This window comes from Yoonia ponticola, assembly GCF_014199395.1.
In the GTDB taxonomy this organism is placed as follows: domain Bacteria; phylum Pseudomonadota; class Alphaproteobacteria; order Rhodobacterales; family Rhodobacteraceae; genus Yoonia; species Yoonia ponticola.
The window spans coordinates 61,148-79,595 of the sequence record NZ_JACIJM010000011.1 but is presented as its reverse complement, the minus strand read 5'-3'; the positions used below and the strand labels follow the sequence as shown (position 1 = coordinate 79,595).

Here is an 18,448-nt window from a genome sequence, read left to right as displayed (position 1 = left end):
CTTACTGACTCATCTTGGCGTCAACCATCGCCTCTTCTGCGATCATAGCTTCTAATTGACGACGGAACCGCAACTGGCCCGCATCGATACCAAGATCAATGTGCGGAGACGTCTTTTCATTCATCCCAATCTGCACTTGGTCGAGCACTGCACGATCCTCCTCGAATGCACCGCGCACGTCCTCGCTCATCATCTTTGAAAGTTCATCATCATCCGGACGGATGTTGCGTAATTGGAACCAATAATAGCGTGTTTCAGTCTCGGTGGTTGGCGTCATAAAGTTGTAGCTGTCCATGACAAAGGTCTTCTCGTGCAACGCACCGTCAACACCACCGGTCCCCGCAGGGGTAAACACGGCACGGACCAACGCGTGGCTTGGATAGCGGACTTCGTAGTGCTGAAGGCGGTCACAGTTGCCTTCGAATTCAACAACCTTTTTGTAAAATGGTGCTGGCTCATGATCCATCATCCATCGGTGCACGATCACGCCGGTATCGGTTTTTGTAACACGCAACGGTGTGTCCTTGGTCGCGGCGGCGGCAAACGACGTTTCATGCACCCAAGCGACGTGGGTGGGGTCAAGCAGGTTGTCACACATCAACAGATAATTGCAGTTCAGCTCCATCGCGGCACCACGGTTGATCCCCCATTCGGGGCTGTCGAAGTTCGGGATGTCGATGATGTCTTCGACATCGGCAATTGCGGCATTTCCCATCCAGATCCAGACCAAACCGTATTTCTCGTGCACAGGATAGGGACGCACGCGCGCCGCAGACGGAATACGTCCACCACCCGGAGCCCAAACACATTGCCCTGCACAATCAAACGTCAAACCGTGATAGCCACACTCAACGTTATTGTCTTTGATCCGACCTTTGGACAGGGGCAGTTTGCGATGCGGACAGGCATCTTCCATGGCGATGACTTCACCTTCATCATTGCGGAACATGCAAATCTTCTCACCAAGCACTTTAACTTGCTGCAGTGTGTTGACAATTTCTTCGCTCCAGGCGGCAACGTACCATGCATTCTTCAAAAACATATGACTTCCTTACTGACGCGATGTCTGTGACTGAGTTCGGGCCTTGTTAGCTAATGTATTGCTCTAAGAAAACCGAGGTTTTTATTTATGATTGTATAGTTTTTCTAATCATTCAGCCGGAAGCCTCCGAAAGCACCCAATTCAGAAAGTTTCTGGATTTTTCATTCTCCATCATCTGAGGTCCCCAACAAATGAAGTAGGGTTCAGGCATCTCAACAAATTTCTGCGACATCCTGACAAGCCTGCCCAAATCAATATCGATCGAGGCAAACGAAGATTGCGCCAAAGCGATGCCCTTACCACTGGCAACCGCCTCAAGCGCCGAGCTTGACAGTGAATGAACCGAAATTGGCCTGTGGGCGGGTTTTGGCATGCCCTGCGCAACGAGCCAATTACTCAATCTTGGCACAGATGCATATGCAGGGCCCCAATCAATGTCGATCCATGGAAGATTCGCCATCTTTTCAAGGTCAAGCGCGTCAGGGTGATCCTTCAAAAAACCTGGCGAACAGACTGGAAAACAGGTGTCACGAAACAAAGCCCGCGCATGCGGGAAAACGTTTGACACCGTGCCGTATGTAAGACGGAACATATGATCGAGAAATTCCGGATCTGGTTCGACATGGGTTGCCTCTAACCGAATGGAGGTTTCACCAAAACGCGCTTCGAAACGATGAAGTCTCGGGTTCAACCACTTGAGCAAAAGCGTCGGCAAGCCTGATACATGCACGTCCAGATCGGCCACTTGTTGCGATAGCAAATGCTGTGCCTGTTTTAGTTTTTCAAAACCTGATGATAGGACTGCGTGGTAGGCTTTGGCTCTCGGTGCAAGCGATGCACGACGCCCATCTTTCATAATGAGCTGCATTTGCAGTTGTTCTTCAAGTATCTTGATTTGCTGACTGATTGCACCGGGCGTCACACCCAATTCTCTCGCGGCGGCACTGACCGATCCAAGCCTTCCAAAGCTCTCAAAAGCATGCAGGGCGCGGAGGTGTGGAAGGATTGATTGCATAGCCTGCCTGTGAGATTGGGATGCTAAGACCGGTTCAGTATTCCTGAACAGTACCGCTATAAATCTCGTTTGTCATGCCATATGTCACCATTTATTGTAATAACATTAGACATAATAGCGAACCATAAAGGTTTTCCATTTGCAACGGCTCCAGACGGGGTGCGTACCAACAAGGGAGAAGATCATGACATTTTCGACAAACAGGCGCAGCGTGCTGCTGGGTGCTGGCGCACTTGGGGCTACAACGATTCTCGGGGTTTCGGGTCAACCATTGCGCGCCGCTACACCATCGCAGGGCGGCACATTGCGGTTAGGAATTGGTGACTTCGACTCTGGCGAAGCGCTTGACCCGCAGGTAAATGAAACCAAGTTCATGCAAAACCTGCAATGGCAATTGCGTAATAACTTGATCGAGATTGGGGCGGGCGGTGTTCTTGTCCCGGAGCTTGCTACCAGCTGGGAAGCCAATGACGATCTGACAAGCTGGACATTCAAACTGCGCGAAGGCGTTGAATTCCACAACGGCAAGACAATGGATGCCGAAGATATCGTGTTCTCAATTAACCTGCACCGCGGCGAAGAAAGTATTTCGCAGTCCAAGGCCCTTGTCGCCGTCATTAGCGATGTTCAGGCGACAGCGCCAAACGAAGTTACAATAACCTTGAACGGCCCAAATGCCGGGTTCCCACCTATTCTGGCGCTGACCAACCTGACGATCGTTCCTGCAAATGATATGAACTTTGATGCAGGCATCGGAACTGGTGGTTATATCCTTGAAACCTACGAGCCCGGCGTAAAATCAATCGTGCGCAAGAACCCCAATTACTGGAAGTCCGACCGCGCGCATTTTGATTCCGTGCAGATGCTGGCCATTCGCGATGTGAACGCACGGACAACCGCTCTGCAAACCGGCGAAATCGATGCAATGAATGCGGTGGATCCGACCACTGCCGGTTTACTGTCAGCCATGCCCGGCATTGACCTGATCCAAACACAGGGTAAGGTTCATTATTGCTTTAGCATGATCACGACCGATCCGCTGTTCGCTGATGCCCGTGTGCGCAAGGCGATGAAATTGTCCATAAATCGACAGGACATGGTGGATAAAGTGCTTAACGGCTACGGCTCAATTGCCAATGACCAGCCAATTTCCAAAGCTTACGAATACTACAACCCCGACATCCCGCAGCACGAATACGACCCTGAGCAAGCGAAATCACTGTTGAAAGCTGCCGGTGCAGAAGGTCTCACGACAACCCTTCACGCCTCTGATACGCCGTTTACCGGCGCTGTAGACGCCGCCCAGTTGTTCAGCGAACACGCCGCGTCAGCCGGTATCAACATCGAAGTATCACGGGAACCCGACGACGGCTATTGGTCGAACGTCTGGGGCAAAAAGCCGTTCTTTGCATCGCGCTGGTCTGGCCGCGCAAACGAAGACTTGATGTTGTCTCTCGCCTATTCCCGCGAAGCTTTGGGCGGCTACAACGCAACCAACTGGGACAACGAAGCCTTCAACGTGGCTCTCAACGCTGCGCGGTCTGAAAAAGACGACGCAAAGCGCCGTGAACTCTATGGCGAGTGCCAGTCTATTCTGGCAGAAGATGGTGGTATGATTGCCCCTGTATGGGCCGACTTTCTTGATGCGAAATCAAGCAAGGTTTCCACCAGCGACGCTATCTCGGGCGACTGGGATTTGGATGGCAACCGTTGTGCCGAACGTTGGTGGTTCAACGCCTAATCACTGGCGATAAATCCAAATTTGGCGGGCCGCGCAATGTTGCGGCCCGTTCAAGGTTCAGACGTAAGGAATTTTGCAATCCATGCCCGACAATCTGACCGCGCTACTGAACGCATTACGGCTGCAATTTTCTGACCGCCTTTTGACATCGGATGCAGCCCGCGAACACCATGGCAGTGGCGAAAGCCATTTGCCTCCCGCTTGGCCAGACGCCGTTGTCATGGTGACATCGACCCAAGATGTGTCAGACGTGCTGACTGCTTGCACGAAACACCGCGTGCCTGTCATTCCGTTTGGCGCAGGGTCTTCCATCGAAGGCCAAATACATGCACCCCATGGTGGCATCAGCATCGACATGTCGGCAATGGACCACATCGTGTCCGTGCAAGACACTGACATGGATTGCACCGTTCAATGTGGCGTCACGCGACAGGCCCTGAACGAACATCTCCGCGCAACTGGGTTGTTCTTTCCCGTCGATCTTGGGGCGCACGCAACTTTGGGCGGTATGGCTGCGACACGCGCATCAGGTACAACGACAGTGCGCTATGGGTCGATGCGCGATCTCGTTCTGGGCATGACCGTTGTGATGCCCGACGGCGAAATCATCAAGACTGGTGGCCGTGCGCGGAAATCGTCAGCTGGCTATGATTTAACCCGTCTGATGATTGGCTCCGAAGGGACGCTAGGGATCATAACTGAATTGACCTTACGTCTGTTTGGCATCCCCGAGGCCTCGCAAACTGTGATGTGCAGTTTTTACACGATCGAAGACGCAACACAGACTGTGGTCATGGCGCTTCAATGCGGCCTAGCGCTCAACCGGATTGAACTTGCCGACGCGCTTCAGATGCGGGCGACCAACAGCTACTCGAAAACCAGCCTCCCTGAACGGCCAACACTTTGGATCGAGCTTACCGGATCAGCTGCAACGGTTGAAAATGACATAGTGGTTCTTGAGGGCCTCGCTGAAACTGCACTGAGGTTCGAACATGCCCAGACCGCAGAAGCTGCCGCAAAACTGTGGCGCGTCCGCCATGACGCTCTTTATGCATCCCGCGCATTGCGGCCTGGCATCAAAGGCATTTCAACAGACGTCTGCGTCCCGATTTCAAAACTGCCCGCCTGTATCAGCGCGATTTTGGACGTCGTTGCGACAACGGATATTCAAGCCCCTCTCGTGGGTCACGTAGGCGACGGAAACTTTCACCTTGTCCTGCTTTATGACCCCGAAAACGAGGTCGAGGCAAAGCAGGCCTATCATATCAATTCCAGCCTCATCGAGATGGCGATTGAAATGGGCGGAACCAGTACGGGCGAACATGGTGTGGGCTTAGGCAAGAAGGCCTATTTGCCGAACGAGCATGGCCCCGCCCTTGGTGTGATGCGCCGGATTAAACGCGCGCTCGATCCTGACAACATCATGAACCCCGGCAAGATCTTCGATCTATAACTTCAAGGAATTCCAATGTCAGAACCAATCCACAGTGACCTGATCCGCACAGAAGTTGCAAACCTACCAGATTATAATGCGGGCCTTGCATTGGACCGGTTCAAGGCGACCTATGGCATTGAGTGCCTGGCTAAACTTGACAGCAACGAAAGCCCCCTTGGCCCGTCGCCACATGCCGTCAAAGCGATGCAGGACGCGGCAACTTGCGTCGCACGTTATCCCGATGCAGCAAACATGCATCTGCGTGGCCTCATTGCTCGGTCGGTTGGCTCGCATGCTGATCGAATCATCATTGGCAATGGGTCAGAAGACCTGATCGGGGCATTGTTTCGCGCCGTAATCCGTTCGAAAGATAACGTAGTAACGATTTGCCCCAGCTTTGGCTTGCACGAATTTGGCGCTCTGATGTTTGGGGCCACCGTCACCAAAATTCCTTTCAACGACGATTGGTCTTTCCCCACAGAAGGCCTTTGCACCGCATTGCGCACCAAGCCACGCGTTTTGATGTTTTCCTCGCCCAGCAACCCAGCAGGCCCCGCTATCACCGAAATGGAATTTCGGCAGGTGATCGATGCGACAGACCCCGCAACGTTGATCTGTTTCGACGAGGCATATGTTGAGTTTGTCGAACAGAGCAAGCGGTTCGATGCACTTCAGATTTTGGCAGAGGCTGGACAACCACACATCGTCCTGCGCACCTTCTCCAAGGCCTACGGTCTAGCAGGCGCGCGCGTCGGCTTTGGGATCGCCGGCGATGCACAGATCATCAAGGCACTGATGAAAACCCGCAATCCCTTTGGCGTGAATGCCATGGCCGCAGTTGCGGCGGCTCATGCACTTGGCGACACGGCGCACCTCAATTCGGTGACAGATCTCGCGACGCAGGAGCGACAAAGGGTCTCTACAGCATTGACATCAAAGGGGTTTCAATGTGCACCTACGCAAACCAATTTTGTGTTCTTCGATACAGGGGGCCCAGCCCATAAGCTCGCGGAAAAATTACGCCACAAAGGTGTCTTGATCAAAGCATGGCAAGAAGCCCCATTTGAACATTGGGCCCGTGTTACGATGGGCAGCGCTGCAGAGAACGATATATTCCTAGGTGCCCTTTAAAAGACCCTTGCGATGTTGCGGTCAAATTGATCCGTTAATCGACGGTGGAATAGTTAACGCCTTTCTCTAAAGCTCTACGCAAACATATACTCGAAATATAGAAAGGTAATTTCTAATGACGCATCCCCTTATTACCCGAAAGCATATCGGCGATTATCAGCGCGACGGCGTTGTGCTTGTCAAAGGTCTGTTCAAGGATCAAGTCGAACAGCTGCGCGAAGGTGTGGCCCGCAACATGTCAGAGCCCGGCCCCTATGCTGCCGAAAACCTCAAGGAAGGCGAAGGCGGGCGGTTCTTCGACGATTATTGCAACTGGACCCGCATCCCCGAATTTGAAGCAGCTATCAACGCATCGCCAGCAGCGGCTGTCGCCGCAGAGCTGATGGGGTCCCAAACCGTGCAGATGTTCCACGACCATGTGCTTGTCAAAGAACCCGGCACGTCCAAGCCAACACCGTGGCACCAAGACAGCCCTTATTATTTTGTCGAGGGTGAACAAACCGTCAGCTTCTGGTCGCCGCTTGATCCTGTGCGCCAAGCCTCGCTTCGCTGCGTCGCTGGATCACACCGCTGGGAAAAGCCCGTGCTGCCAACGCGCTGGCTGGCTGAGACCAGCTTTTACCCCAATGATGACGACTACATGCAGGTGCCCGATCCCGACGCCGAAGGTATGGACATCCGCGAATACGAGATGGAACCAGGTGATGCTGTGGCGTTCAACTACCGCACGCTGCACGGCGCGCGCGGCAACGCGGCAGGCACACGTAGGCGGGCGTTCTCCTTGCGCTTGTTAGGTGACGACGCGCGTTACGTCGAACGCCCCGGTCCCACATCTCCGCCCTTCCCCGGCCACGACATGACGGCAGGTCAGCGATTGCGGACAGACTGGTTCCCGATGTTGCTAGACGCTGCGAGCTGATCAGAACACGGTATGGCCAAAGAAGCAGCATCACCACAATTACGGCCTGACCTCGTACCAGCCGGTGCGTTCAGCTTTCCCGTGAAGAATCCAAAGGACACCCGTTGGTTTGGGTTCCTGCTGCTGCCCGAATTCACGTTACTTGCGTTTAGTGCTGCTCTTGATCCGTTGCGCATCGCCAACCAATTGGCGCAGAAGCCGCTATATGGCTGGCAGGTTCTGTCAGAGGATGGCATGGCCGTGTCATCATCATCTGGCATCGATATCGGTGTGCACGGCGGTCTGAACGACCTGACGCCGGATACCTATCTATTTGCCTGTTCGGGCAACGACGGCACCAAAACTGCATCAGATGTGGTTCTGGGCCACATGCGCCGCCACGCACGATTTGGCGGTAAGTTCGGCGGTATTTGCACGGGTGCTGCAACGCTCGCACGCGCGGGATTGCTAAACGGCAAGCAATTTACCCTGCATTGGGAAAACCAACCCGGCTTTGTCGAGGCGTTTCCAAACCTGACCCCAACCCGTCACCGTTACGTCAAGGACGGTGATCTGCTGACCTGTGGTGGCGGGGTCGCCGCAACAGAGATGATGATCACAATCATCGCCCAAGACTATGGCGACGATTTTGCGATTGCGGTGTCGGATATGTGTCTAAACGGCCCTGACATCACGACGCGCAGCGAACAACGGTCCTCGATTGCCAAGGCTATTAGTTCACGCAACCCGCGCATCTTGGCCGTGCTGCGCGCGATGCACGAAAATATCGAGACCCCTTTGTCGCTCGATGAACTCGGCCAGCTTGCCGGCATATCGCGCCGCCAAATCGAGCGTCAGTTCAAACAACTTCTCGACGAGGCCCCGGCCCAAACCTACCGCAACATCCGACTGGATCGCGCGCGCACGCTTTTGATGGAGACCGACCTGAGTGTGATAGAGGTCGCGATAGCGACCGGGTTCAATTCCAACGGTGTGTTTTCACGCCATTACAAAGATCGTTTCGGCGAAAGCCCATATGGTGATCGCAGTAGAGCGCATGCGAAAGAGAACAAAGCTCGCTAGTCGACTTCAAGAGCGGTTAAAAGTGTTTGCTTGGTCCAATTTGTTACCTGCCCCTGCAAGAGCTTCAGTTTCTGCAGGGGCAGAATTAACTATTTGCGTTAGCCAACAACGTTGAATTCAGGACCGAACGGATAGCCGGTGATATTTTCGTTTCCGTCCTCGTTAATGATCAAGATGTCATGTTCGCGGTAGCCGCCAGCACCAGGTTCACCGTCTGCAATTGTCAGCATCGGTTCCATCGAGATGACCATGCCGGGCTCAAGTACCGTGTCTATATCCTCGCGCAGCTCCAATCCCGCTTCACGACCATAGTAATGTGAAAGCACGCCGAAAGAGTGACCATACCCAAACGTGCGGTATTGCAGCAATTGACGCTCCGCAAAGAAGTCGTTGATCTTATGCGTGATCTCGGAACATTTGGCGCCGGGCACAAGCAAGCTCATCCCGTATTCATGGGCTGCTACGTTGGCCTCCCAGATTCTGCGGCTGGCATCGTCAACTTCACCAACAAATAAAGTACGTTCAAGCGCCGTATAGTAGCCCGAGATCATCGGAAAGGTGTTGAGGCTAAGGATATCCCCACGCTCAAGCTTGCGTGTAGTCACAGGGTTATGCGCGCCGTCCGTGTTGATGCCCGACTGGAACCAGACCCAGCTATCGCGGATCTCGGAATCGGGGAAACGCTTGGCGATTTCCAACTCCATCGCGTCCCGACCTGCCATTGCCACGTCGATTTCGCGCACGCCTTCCTTGATGGCGTCCTTGATGGCATAGCCGCCCACATCGGCAACATTTGCACCCGCACGGATCAAGTCCAATTCTGCTGGGGATTTGTGCATCCGTTGACGCATGGTCGCAGGAGCAACATTCAATGTGGCTTTGGGTGTTAGAAAGTCTTCAAGAAGCGCCTTTTGGTCAACACTGATGTGGTCGCCTTCAAAGCCGATCGTTTTGCCAGTGCCTGTTACAGACTCGATTGAACGCCAGTAATTGTTGCGCTCCCAATCCGTATAAGTGATGTTATCACCATGGCTGCGCCGCCATGGCTGTGCTGCATCAATGCCTGCGCTAATTGAGACGCTATCGCTTGGTGTTACTACGAGCGCATAAGGACGCCCGAACGCACAATACAAAAAACCAGAATAGTAAGCAACGTTGTGCATCGATGTGAAAACACAAGCATCAACACCTGCAGCAGCCATATCACGACGCAACTTTGACAGGCGATCGTCATATTCAGCTGATGAAAATGGGAGAATACGATCCCCTTGGTGAAAACGGTAGTTCTGTGGACGGTCCATTTAAGGTTCCTTCAAAAGCGCAAACCGTTCGCGTTTGAGGGAGGCACCGAGACCTTCCTCACCGTACAAACGGTAAAGCAAGATCCCGGCGTTCAGGAAGGGACAAAGGTCTTGCATGAAATGCTGACGACGCCATCGCCGACCCAGACTTTATTTTCGCGTAAAAAATGGATTGTGGCAAGCTCTTTATGGGATCGAGAGAAGGAGAGCGAACCAACTACTTGGACAAGTAATTAGGCTAGATTTGTCGTCCCAAATCGTTGATGAAAATTGTTAATAGCCTCCTTGGCTCCCTTAACGAGCGTGAGAAATATGCGTAAACTCCCAAGTTTTGTCGACGTCCAAGAAGATGTCTTAAACGCTCTTGAGCAAGACAAGCCGGTCGTCGCACTTGAAAGCACGATCATTACACACGGCATGCCATTTCCGCAGAATGTTGAAATGGCCATGGCCATGGCCATGGCCGTTGAAGACGAGATCCGCATGCGTGGTGCAATCCCCGCAACGATTGCCGTGATCGACGGACGTCTAAAAATTGGTCTTAGCGCGCAAGAGCTGGACCAACTGGCAAAAGTGAAAGACGCCCTCAAGATATCGCGCGCAGATATCGCGTTTCCAATTTCGCAAAAGAAGACTGCCGGCACAACCGTCGCGGCCACCATGATCGTTGCGCGGATAGCGGGCATTCGCGTCTTTGCGACGGGTGGTATCGGCGGTGTGCACGCTGGTGCTGAAACCAGTTTCGACATTTCGGCGGATTTGACCGAACTTGGAAAAACAGACGTCATCGTCGTCGCGGCGGGTGCCAAGGTCATTCTGGATGTCCCCAAAACGCTGGAGGTGCTGGAGACACAAGGCGTTTCTGTCGTGGGCTATCAAACAGATACCCTGCCTGCCTTCTGGACCAGTGAATCTTACCTCGCCGTCCCGCTGCGATTGGACAGCGCCGCAGAGATTGCCGATTTCCAAAAGGTTCGTGATGAATTGTCGTTGGGTGCAGGCCTGATCGCTAACCCGATCCCGAAATCCGATGAAATTCCAGCCGGGATCATCAATGCGTATATCGCAACCGCGCAATCCGAAATGGAAGCGCAAGGCATTCAAGGCAAAGCAGTGACCCCATTTCTGTTACAGCGCATATTCGAGCTATCGGATGGAGAGAGCCTCAAGGCCAACATCGCTCTGGTCAAGAACAACGCAAGGCTGGCGGCTGATATCGCAGTGGCGTTTCACAATTAGAAAGCGGCGGCGTTCCTATGTCTTTCGACACCCTAAATCAGGCAAAACCAAACCCGAATGAGAAAGCTATCCAAATGACCCAGAAAACTGTCCTGATTACCTCTGCAACGGGCCGAATTGGCAAAGAGCTAGTGGCGCGACTGGCGACGGTTCCCAACCTTACTGTGCGTGCCTGCTACTTTAGCGAGAGCAAAGCTGACGGCCTAAAGGCACTCGGCGCAGACGAAGTGGTGAAGTTCGACTTATCCGATCCACAAACCTGGGACGCCGCGTTGGACGGTGTTACAGCGATCTATTCTGCGTCCCTCGACCCGATGATTGAACAGCATCTCGCCTTTTGCAAAGCGTTGGGTAAGCGCCGTGACCAGATCAATCATGTCGTTCGTATTAGCTGTATGGGCGCGGATACCAATACTGCATCCTATGATCCGAACCAACATGCATCGCGCGCAGGTGCTGGCATTCCCTTGATGCTGCAACATTACTGGTGGGGTGAAAAAGCGCTGATCGACGAAGGGCTGAACGTCACCGCCTTGCGAAACAACTTTTTCATGAACCACCTGCTGAAGACGGACAGCGAGACCATTGATGGCGAAGGGTGGTTTTCAAATCCTTTGGGCGACATGCGTAACTCTTTTGTTGCGACGCGCGACATCGCAGAGGCTGCCGCTGTTGTCTTAACTGAAGGGCCAGAACGGCACGCCAACAAATTTTACGACATCACCGGACCTGCTCCACAATCCATGACCGAAATTGCGGGGGACCTTGGTCGTGCGATGGGCAAAGCAATCGAGTATCGCGCTCAATCCATGATCGATTTTGAGGCTGACTTTGGCGCAACCCGCGCCGAGTTTTTCGAGTATCTAACCAACGGTTTTTATACGCTTTGTAGCCCAGACTTCTACAATCTGACGGGCCACAAGCCGACGTCTTATTACGACTATCTGACCACCAAAGGAGTGAGCGGCGAGACCGGTCTTGAAGAGCTTTGGAAGGGCAACCTTTGGAAAAAAGGCGCTGACGCTATGCAAGATGCAACCAAGGGCTAAGCGTTCAACTCAGCACGTGGTTTGTCGCAGCCAATGCAACTGGCGGGGTGCGATCCAGCGCTTCTGACACCGAAATTTCAATCGTGCGGCACATCGCGTCCAACGGCAGCCCGTTCTGCAGATTGCGGAACGGGTGCTCCAATTCGTTAGTAACCGCTTGAAGGCCAAAGAACACATAGGCCACAACAGCCGCAAATACCGGAGCAAACCAACCCGTCGCCTCGATCAGCGCGAAGGGCAGTAGCCAGCAGTACAGATACGTTGTCCGGCGGACCAGCAGGGAATAGACAAACGGCAAGGGTGTCGTGAAGATCCGTTCACACCCCGCTTGTGCCAATGCCAGCGAAGACAGTGTCTGCGAGATCGTCATCTGGCCAAACCCGCTTATTGCATCCTCCTCGATCAGTTTGGCAATATTATCGGCAATTGACCGTAACGCTGCATCTGCGGGGTTTTTTTGCGCGTTCATTGCCTCAGCTTTTTCTTCGCCGACCCAGCCAACGATATCAGTCTTCACATCGACTCCACGCAAGAACCCACGGTGCAAGTGCGCAAAGGCGACGGCGCACGAGAGTATCTGTTCGCGGTCCTCACCCTTGCCGACAAAGATACACATGTGCCGCCCCAGATTGCGCACATCAGCGATCATTGCACCCCAGAGCTTACGGGCTTCCCACCAACGATCATAAGCCGCATTGTTACGAAACCCGAGGAACAGTGAGAGTGCGACACCAAATATTCCCATCGCTCCGATGGAGATATGCGGTAAGGTCACAACGTACTGATCCAGTAGCATTACGACGACTGAAAGAAGAGCGATGCCGATGATCCTGCCAATGATTCTGGGCACGACAGAGCCTTGCATCACAAAGAACAGTTTTAGCGTTGAAGGGTGTTCTCTGACGATCATTTGGAAGTCCCATTGTCATTTGCGATCATATCTTCCGTCTTTCCCAAACCCTCGCTGAGATGATCCAGAAGCAGCCGCACTTTGGGTGAAAGGTGGCGATTGTGCGGGTAGATCGCCCAAATACCGTCATCGGGCGCACAGAAATTTTCAAGAATCGGTACCAAACGCCCTGCCGCAATATCAGCATGAACATAATAGTCTGGCAGTTGGATAATGCCGATGCCTTTAAGCGCGGCATCAACCAGTGACCAACCACTGTTACAACGAATGTTGCCTTTAACGCGGATGTGGCGGGGCTTACCTTTTTCCTGAAACCGCCAGGTGTCCAACGTTCCTTGCAGGCAATTGTGTTGATCCAGCTCGGACAGCGTATATGGCGCGCCATGCCCCGCAAGATAATCCGGTGATGCGCAAACGTGATGGGTGCGGGATGCCAACCGTTTGGCCATCATCGTGCTGTCATCCAACTCCCCCAAGCGGATTGCCAAATCATAGCTTTCTGCCACCAGATCAACCATCTGATTGGTCAACGTCAGGGTCACAACCAACTCGGGATAGCACGCTACAAAATCGTTGATCAGCGGAGCAATCCTGCTCTCGCCGTAAGTCACTGGCGCGGTCATGTTAAGCCTGCCTTTGGGCGTTTGATTTAGGTCGGTTACTGCACGCTCCGCCTCTGCAAGCCCATCAAGCACCTGTCGGCAGTGGTTGTAATAGATTTGCCCCGTATCAGTGATCGAAACCTTGCGGGTGGTTCGATAGAACAGCTTGACTCCCAGTCGCGTCTCAAGCGCCCCAATTTGGCGGCTAACTTGCGCTGTGGATATTCCCAAGCGGCTGGCGGCAGCGGTGAAGCTCTCTGTTTCAGCGACCGCGACGAATTCTGAAACACCTTCCCAGATAGCCAACTGCGCTTCCTTCCATATCGCCTCAAACAAACCAACTATTACCATACAGTAATAGTCAATTGCGAAATAGACCAATTATCTTGCCTCGGAGATAGTGTAAATCACAATTCAGAAACCCCACATCATAGCAAAGTGAGCCAAGATGACCGACATAATCAAATCCAAAGCCGCCGTCGCTTGGGCCGTAAACCAACCGCTCTCAATCGAAGAGATTGACGTGATGCCGCCGCAGGCAGGCGAAGTGCGCGTGCGGATCGTCGCCACTGGCGTGTGCCACACAGATGCGTTCACCCTGTCAGGCGATGATCCCGAAGGTCTGTTCCCAGTAATTTTGGGCCATGAAGGCGGAGGCATTGTCGAATCCATCGGTGAAGGCGTGACTAGCGTTGCCGTGGGCGATCATGTGATCCCGCTCTACACACCTGAATGCGGTGAGTGTAAATTCTGCAAGTCCGGCAAAACCAACCTCTGCCAGAAAATCCGCGAAACCCAAGGCAAAGGCCTGATGCCCGATGGTACCAGCCGGTTCTACAAGGACGGCAAGCCAATCCTACACTACATGGGCTGCTCGACTTTCTCGGAATACACCGTGCTGCCCGAAATCTCGCTGGCCAAGGTTAACCCTGAAGCCCCGCTGGAAGAAGTTTGCTTGCTCGGCTGCGGCGTCACCACCGGCATGGGCGCTGTGATGAACACAGCCAAGGTCGAAGAAGGCGCAACCGTTGCTATCTTTGGCATGGGCGGCATCGGGTTGTCGGCTGTCATTGGGGCGGCAATGGCCAAGGCTAGCCGGATCATCGTGATCGATATCAACGAAAGCAAATTCGATCTGGCCCGCAAACTGGGAGCGACCGACTTCATCAACCCGAAGGACCACGACAAACCGATCCAAGACGTGATCGTGGAGATGACAGATGGTGGAGTTGACTACTCGTTCGAATGTATCGGCAACGTCAATGTCATGCGTTCGGCGCTTGAATGCTGTCACAAGGGCTGGGGTGAATCCGTGGTGATCGGCGTTGCCGGTGCCGGTCAAGAAATCTCGACCCGTCCTTTCCAACTGGTCACTGGCCGTGTCTGGCGCGGCTCTGCTTTCGGCGGCGTAAAGGGCCGTTCCGAGTTGCCTGATTATGTCGAGCGTTACATGCAGGGCGCATTCAAGTTGAATGACTTTATCACCCACACAATGGGCCTTGAGGACATCAACGAAGCGTTCAAGCTGATGCACGAAGGCAAAAGCATTCGCACTGTCATCCACTTCGACAAGTAAATGAGCAGATCGGTTGCGCCTCTTAGGGCGCGACCGCCACTTCAAAACAACAGGTGCGGCATGTCACTCGAAAACACGAGCGTTAACAAGAATTTCGGCGGGTGGACCAAGCATTACGCCCACCGTTCAACGACCTTGAATTGCGACATGCGGTTCGCAATCTATTTGCCGCCGCAGACCGCGAAAGGGCAAAAGGTACCTGTGATCTACTGGCTGTCTGGGCTGACCTGCACTGATGAGAACTTCATGCAGAAAGCCGGTGCCCAACGCATGGCCTCAGAACTTGGCATTGCGATCGTCGCCCCAGACACCAGCCCGCGCGGCACAGATGTCGCCGATGATGATGGGTATGATCTGGGTCAGGGTGCTGGATTTTATATCAACGCGACACAGGCACCGTGGAACCGACACTACCGCATGTACGACTATGTGCTGAACGAACTACCGCAACTGATCGAGGCGACTTTCCCGGTTAGCAACAAACGTTCAGTCTTCGGCCACTCCATGGGCGGTTATGGCGCGCTTGTTCTGGCATTGCGCAATCCTGAACGGTTTCAATCCGTCTCGGCATTCAGCCCGATTGGAAACCCAGTCAATTGCCCTTGGGGCCAAAAGGCTTTCAACGCCTATCTGGGCAAGGACAGCGCCACATGGGCCGACTATGATGCAAGTTTGTTGATGCGTAATGCGGTTGGGGCTGTTCCCGCACTTGTTGATCAGGGAGAGGCCGATGATTTCCTGGAAGAACAATTAAGGCCCGAAACGCTGGAAGCGGCTGCAAAGGCCAGTGGCTATCCTTTGCAGCTAAACCGTCGCGAAGGCTATGATCACAGCTATTACTTTATAGCCAGCTTTGTTGAGGACCACCTGCGGTTCCACGCGAGGCACCTTAACGCATAGCGCCAGAGGAGAAATCCAATGAGTAAGGCATTTACAAAAGAAGAAGATGGCACCGAAAATGTTAGGCTGGACGATCTTCCACAAAGCCCACATCCAAACTTGGTCACGCCATCAGGCCTTTCTGATCTCAATACTCGGCTGGTTGATCGTCGGTTGCATCTGGTAAAGCTGCGCGAGAAGCCGGACGAAATCGACCGAAAGCTGGCAGTTGCTGTAATCGAGAGAGACATTCGCTTTCTTGAAGGGCGGATCAGCAGGGCGATCCCGATTGATCCGGAAAGCCACCCAAATGGCATCGTAGCCTTTGGCGCAGAAGTCGACGTTCTCAACGAGGACGACCAACAGCTGACATTCAAAATTGTCGGCGAGGACGAAGCGGACCCTGCGCGCGGCCTCATTGCTCCTTACTCACCGCTTGGCGTCGCTCTGTTAGGTGGTGAGCTAGGTAGTTCGGTGGAGTGGCATAAACCCACCGGTTCCGTTGATCTAGAAATTGTCGCAATACGGTTTCAGTAAAAACATCAGCAACTCATGGTGTTTCAGGTTCTTCAATCTCCAGAACAAAGGACGATGGATAGGCTGCCGAAGTCGCAGAGTAATGTCCTTTTGTTGACCGCATCGTGCGCTTGTCCAACACCAACCTCAAAGCAGAAAATAAACCGAGGACAAACAGAACTAAGCCAATAAACAAGAACAGTCCCCCTTCGCGACCACCAGCCATAAATCCTGATGCTGCCAAAGGGCCGATGGTTGCTCCAATGGAGAACGCCAAAAGTAATCCACCACTTGTTTCCACCATGCGTGAGTTAGGTACGCTGTCGTTCGCATGTGAAATACATAGTGCGTAAATCGGAATCATAAGCGCACCATGGAAAACGGCCAGACCGAATGTCGCAATGCCTGAAGGCGCCATGTCAAACCCGATAAGAAGCCCTGTCATGACAGTTCCGACCGATACAACCGAAATCACGTACCTTCTGTCGATCGCGTCTGAAATCCATCCAAGTGGCCATTGTGACAAAGTGCCACCAAGAACAAAGGCTGCCATCAAAAGGGCGATGTCGACGGTAGCCATTCCGCGTTCTTGTGCGAAAACAGGACCCAGAGACCAAAATGCGCCTTCAGCCATGCCCGCAAGCAGGCACCCGACAACGCCTGCCGGTGAGGTGCGGTACAGCTTGCGCAAGTTTAACCGCGACGATGGAATCGGCGTGGGCGTCGGTGTTGGTGTCAGGCTGAGTGGAACGATCGAAAGACAAATCAGGATCGCCACGATTAAAAACAATGTTGAGGCGCGGGTATCGTACGAGTTCACCAACAGCTGTCCGGCCATTGTCACAATATTCGTCACGATGATGTATGCTGAAAGTACCCGACCCCTATTGGCGTTGGAGGATGCGTCATTAAGCCAGCTTTCAACGACGATATAGAGGACAGCCAAACAAATCCCGCTTACGACGCGCAGAGCGCCCCAAAAAACAGGATCTACGTTCAGAGGAAATGCCAGCAATGTCGCTGTCAGCAGTGCAGTCAATCCAGCAAATGCACGGACATGCCCCACCGCCATGATTAGCTGGGGACCGATAAAACACCCAACCGTGAAGCCGCCGAAGTATGCGGTGCCCAACATGCCGATGAGCGTGGTGGAATACCCTTCCTGCCCTGCGCGAATGGGCATGAGTGTCTGAAACAATCCGTTGCCAGAGAAAAGTAGCCCGGCACATAGTAAAATCGTACAAATTGAGACCAATGACGAAGTTTGCAGTTTCTTCGTCATACCGGAGTGCCTTTTTAATTCGAACGATGTGTCTCAACTGCTAGTATTGAGCATTAAAACTGTCCATGCACATGTTATGCCAGCAGCATCGACGCTTATAGATGAGGGGAAACCAATCCTCCCGCAAGTCTTGCCGCTGCCTCAAAATTCAATCCGATATTCATAAGCGCGCTTATACTTATTTGACCCTTTGTTCGGTCAGCCGTCCCATCAGAAATCACGATTGTTTGGCAAGTGTTTGAAGCCTGCCAAGTAAGGCTATCACATCTTCCGGCGTTCTCGATTTTGCCGTCGCCCACATGCTGGCGCCAATTTTTGGATCAACGAAAGCTGCCGTTTTTCTTGGATTAAGCCACAGTATAGCCAACTCCGATGTTTCCCAAACGTAGACCAAACCAACGATGCTCTTCCCATCCGGTCCGATGAGCCGCGCAATGGGCGTTGCTTCGTCATTCAAATGGGGCACTCTTCAATTCACTCTTGTCTGCTGGTCGGAAATCGAGCCGCCGATTAGCAGCTTGGGTTTGGTCATATTGGGGGTTAGGTCAACTTAAAGGTTAAAAAAATTCAGGAATATAGCCTGCTTCCTTAAAGAACCCCATTTTTGAGGGATCCTCCCATCGGCGTGGATAAACATCTGACTAAAAATACGGTCACAGTCCTCACCCAACCCTCACGTGCAATTTCACTTCATCACTCGCCAATTATGGCGCTCAACAGCAATTTGGAAAATTTTCGCCCAAAGACAA

General features: G+C 53.1%; 17 protein-coding genes. 10 read left to right on the top strand and 7 right to left on the bottom strand.

The genetic code is table 11. From position 1 onward, the window contains the following. Position 1: 1 nt before the first annotated feature. Positions 2 to 1,042, bottom strand: coding sequence for an aromatic ring-hydroxylating dioxygenase subunit alpha (locus FHS72_RS15850; RefSeq protein WP_183530624.1), 1,041 nt, complete (start codon positions 1,040 to 1,042; stop codon positions 2 to 4). Positions 1,043 to 1,154: 112 nt separating this feature from the next. Next, positions 1,155 to 2,057 (bottom strand): LysR substrate-binding domain-containing protein, encoded by a 903-nt coding sequence (locus FHS72_RS15845; RefSeq protein WP_183530622.1) that lies wholly within the window; start codon positions 2,055 to 2,057, stop codon positions 1,155 to 1,157. A gap of 184 nt (positions 2,058 to 2,241) precedes the next feature. Between FHS72_RS15845 and FHS72_RS15840 the strand changes: the two genes are divergently transcribed. The 5 genes from FHS72_RS15840 to FHS72_RS15820 all read left to right on the top strand — a co-directional run bounded on the left by FHS72_RS15840 (position 2,242) and on the right by FHS72_RS15820 (position 8,345). Further along, a complete protein-coding gene (locus FHS72_RS15840; protein WP_183530620.1) occupies positions 2,242 to 3,798 on the top strand; it encodes an ABC transporter substrate-binding protein in 1,557 nt (518 codons plus the stop codon). An 82-nt stretch (positions 3,799 to 3,880) separates the two neighbouring features. Next, entirely contained in the window at positions 3,881 to 5,251 is a 1,371-nt protein-coding gene (locus FHS72_RS15835; RefSeq protein WP_183530618.1) for an FAD-binding oxidoreductase, read from the top strand. A 15-nt stretch (positions 5,252 to 5,266) separates the two neighbouring features. Further along, positions 5,267 to 6,364, top strand: coding sequence for an aminotransferase class I/II-fold pyridoxal phosphate-dependent enzyme (locus FHS72_RS15830; RefSeq protein WP_183530616.1), 1,098 nt, complete (start codon positions 5,267 to 5,269; stop codon positions 6,362 to 6,364). Between the two features lie 115 nt (positions 6,365 to 6,479). After that, positions 6,480 to 7,283 carry a phytanoyl-CoA dioxygenase family protein gene (locus tag FHS72_RS15825; protein WP_183530614.1) on the top strand — a complete coding sequence of 268 codons (804 nt, stop codon included), beginning with the start codon at positions 6,480 to 6,482 and terminating at the stop codon, positions 7,281 to 7,283. 12 nt (positions 7,284 to 7,295) lie between these two features. Beyond that, on the top strand, positions 7,296 to 8,345 hold the full coding sequence (locus FHS72_RS15820) for a GlxA family transcriptional regulator (RefSeq protein WP_183530612.1): 1,050 nt from the start codon (positions 7,296 to 7,298) through the stop codon (positions 8,343 to 8,345). A 98-nt stretch (positions 8,346 to 8,443) separates the two neighbouring features. Here the strand turns inward: FHS72_RS15820 and FHS72_RS15815 are convergent, their stop codons facing one another. Continuing rightward, entirely contained in the window at positions 8,444 to 9,646 is a 1,203-nt protein-coding gene (locus tag FHS72_RS15815) for an aminopeptidase P family protein (protein WP_183530610.1), read from the bottom strand. 312 nt (positions 9,647 to 9,958) lie between these two features. Between FHS72_RS15815 and FHS72_RS15810 the strand changes: the two genes are divergently transcribed. Both FHS72_RS15810 and FHS72_RS15805 read left to right on the top strand, forming a co-directional pair. After that, positions 9,959 to 10,885 (top strand): pseudouridine-5'-phosphate glycosidase, encoded by a 927-nt coding sequence (locus tag FHS72_RS15810; RefSeq protein ID WP_183530608.1) that lies wholly within the window; start codon positions 9,959 to 9,961, stop codon positions 10,883 to 10,885. A gap of 74 nt (positions 10,886 to 10,959) precedes the next feature. Further along, on the top strand, positions 10,960 to 11,934 hold the full coding sequence (locus FHS72_RS15805) for an NAD(P)H-binding protein (RefSeq protein WP_183530606.1): 975 nt from the start codon (positions 10,960 to 10,962) through the stop codon (positions 11,932 to 11,934). A 4-nt stretch (positions 11,935 to 11,938) separates the two neighbouring features. Here FHS72_RS15805 and FHS72_RS15800 read toward each other — a convergent pair whose 3' ends face one another. Together FHS72_RS15800 and FHS72_RS15795 are read right to left on the bottom strand one after the other, a co-directional pair. Beyond that, a complete protein-coding gene (locus tag FHS72_RS15800) occupies positions 11,939 to 12,844 on the bottom strand; it encodes a bestrophin family protein (protein WP_183530604.1) in 906 nt (301 codons plus the stop codon). After that, positions 12,841 to 13,827, bottom strand: a complete 987-nt coding sequence (locus FHS72_RS15795) for a LysR substrate-binding domain-containing protein (RefSeq protein ID WP_246414809.1) — start codon at positions 13,825 to 13,827, stop codon at positions 12,841 to 12,843. The genes FHS72_RS15800 and FHS72_RS15795 overlap by 4 nt, the downstream gene beginning before the upstream one ends. A 79-nt stretch (positions 13,828 to 13,906) precedes the next feature. Between FHS72_RS15795 and FHS72_RS15790 the strand changes: the two genes are divergently transcribed. The 3 genes from FHS72_RS15790 to FHS72_RS15780 are packed head-to-tail and all read left to right on the top strand — an operon-like array spanning position 13,907 to position 16,438. Then, positions 13,907 to 15,022, top strand: a complete 1,116-nt coding sequence (locus FHS72_RS15790) for an S-(hydroxymethyl)glutathione dehydrogenase/class III alcohol dehydrogenase (protein WP_183530651.1) — start codon at positions 13,907 to 13,909, stop codon at positions 15,020 to 15,022. A 60-nt stretch (positions 15,023 to 15,082) separates the two neighbouring features. Beyond that, positions 15,083 to 15,922 carry an S-formylglutathione hydrolase gene (gene fghA / locus FHS72_RS15785; protein ID WP_183530602.1) on the top strand — a complete coding sequence of 280 codons (840 nt, stop codon included), beginning with the start codon at positions 15,083 to 15,085 and terminating at the stop codon, positions 15,920 to 15,922. Between the two features lie 18 nt (positions 15,923 to 15,940). Continuing rightward, positions 15,941 to 16,438 (top strand): GreA/GreB family elongation factor, encoded by a 498-nt coding sequence (locus FHS72_RS15780; protein WP_183530600.1) that lies wholly within the window; start codon positions 15,941 to 15,943, stop codon positions 16,436 to 16,438. 13 nt (positions 16,439 to 16,451) lie between these two features. Here the strand turns inward: FHS72_RS15780 and FHS72_RS15775 are convergent, their stop codons facing one another. Together FHS72_RS15775 and FHS72_RS15770 are read right to left on the bottom strand one after the other, a co-directional pair. Next, positions 16,452 to 17,699, bottom strand: coding sequence for an MFS transporter (locus FHS72_RS15775; RefSeq protein ID WP_183530598.1), 1,248 nt, complete (start codon positions 17,697 to 17,699; stop codon positions 16,452 to 16,454). Positions 17,700 to 17,916: 217 nt separating this feature from the next. Further along, positions 17,917 to 18,156, bottom strand: coding sequence for a hypothetical protein (locus FHS72_RS15770; RefSeq protein WP_183530597.1), 240 nt, complete (start codon positions 18,154 to 18,156; stop codon positions 17,917 to 17,919). Positions 18,157 to 18,448: the final 292 nt, after the last annotated feature.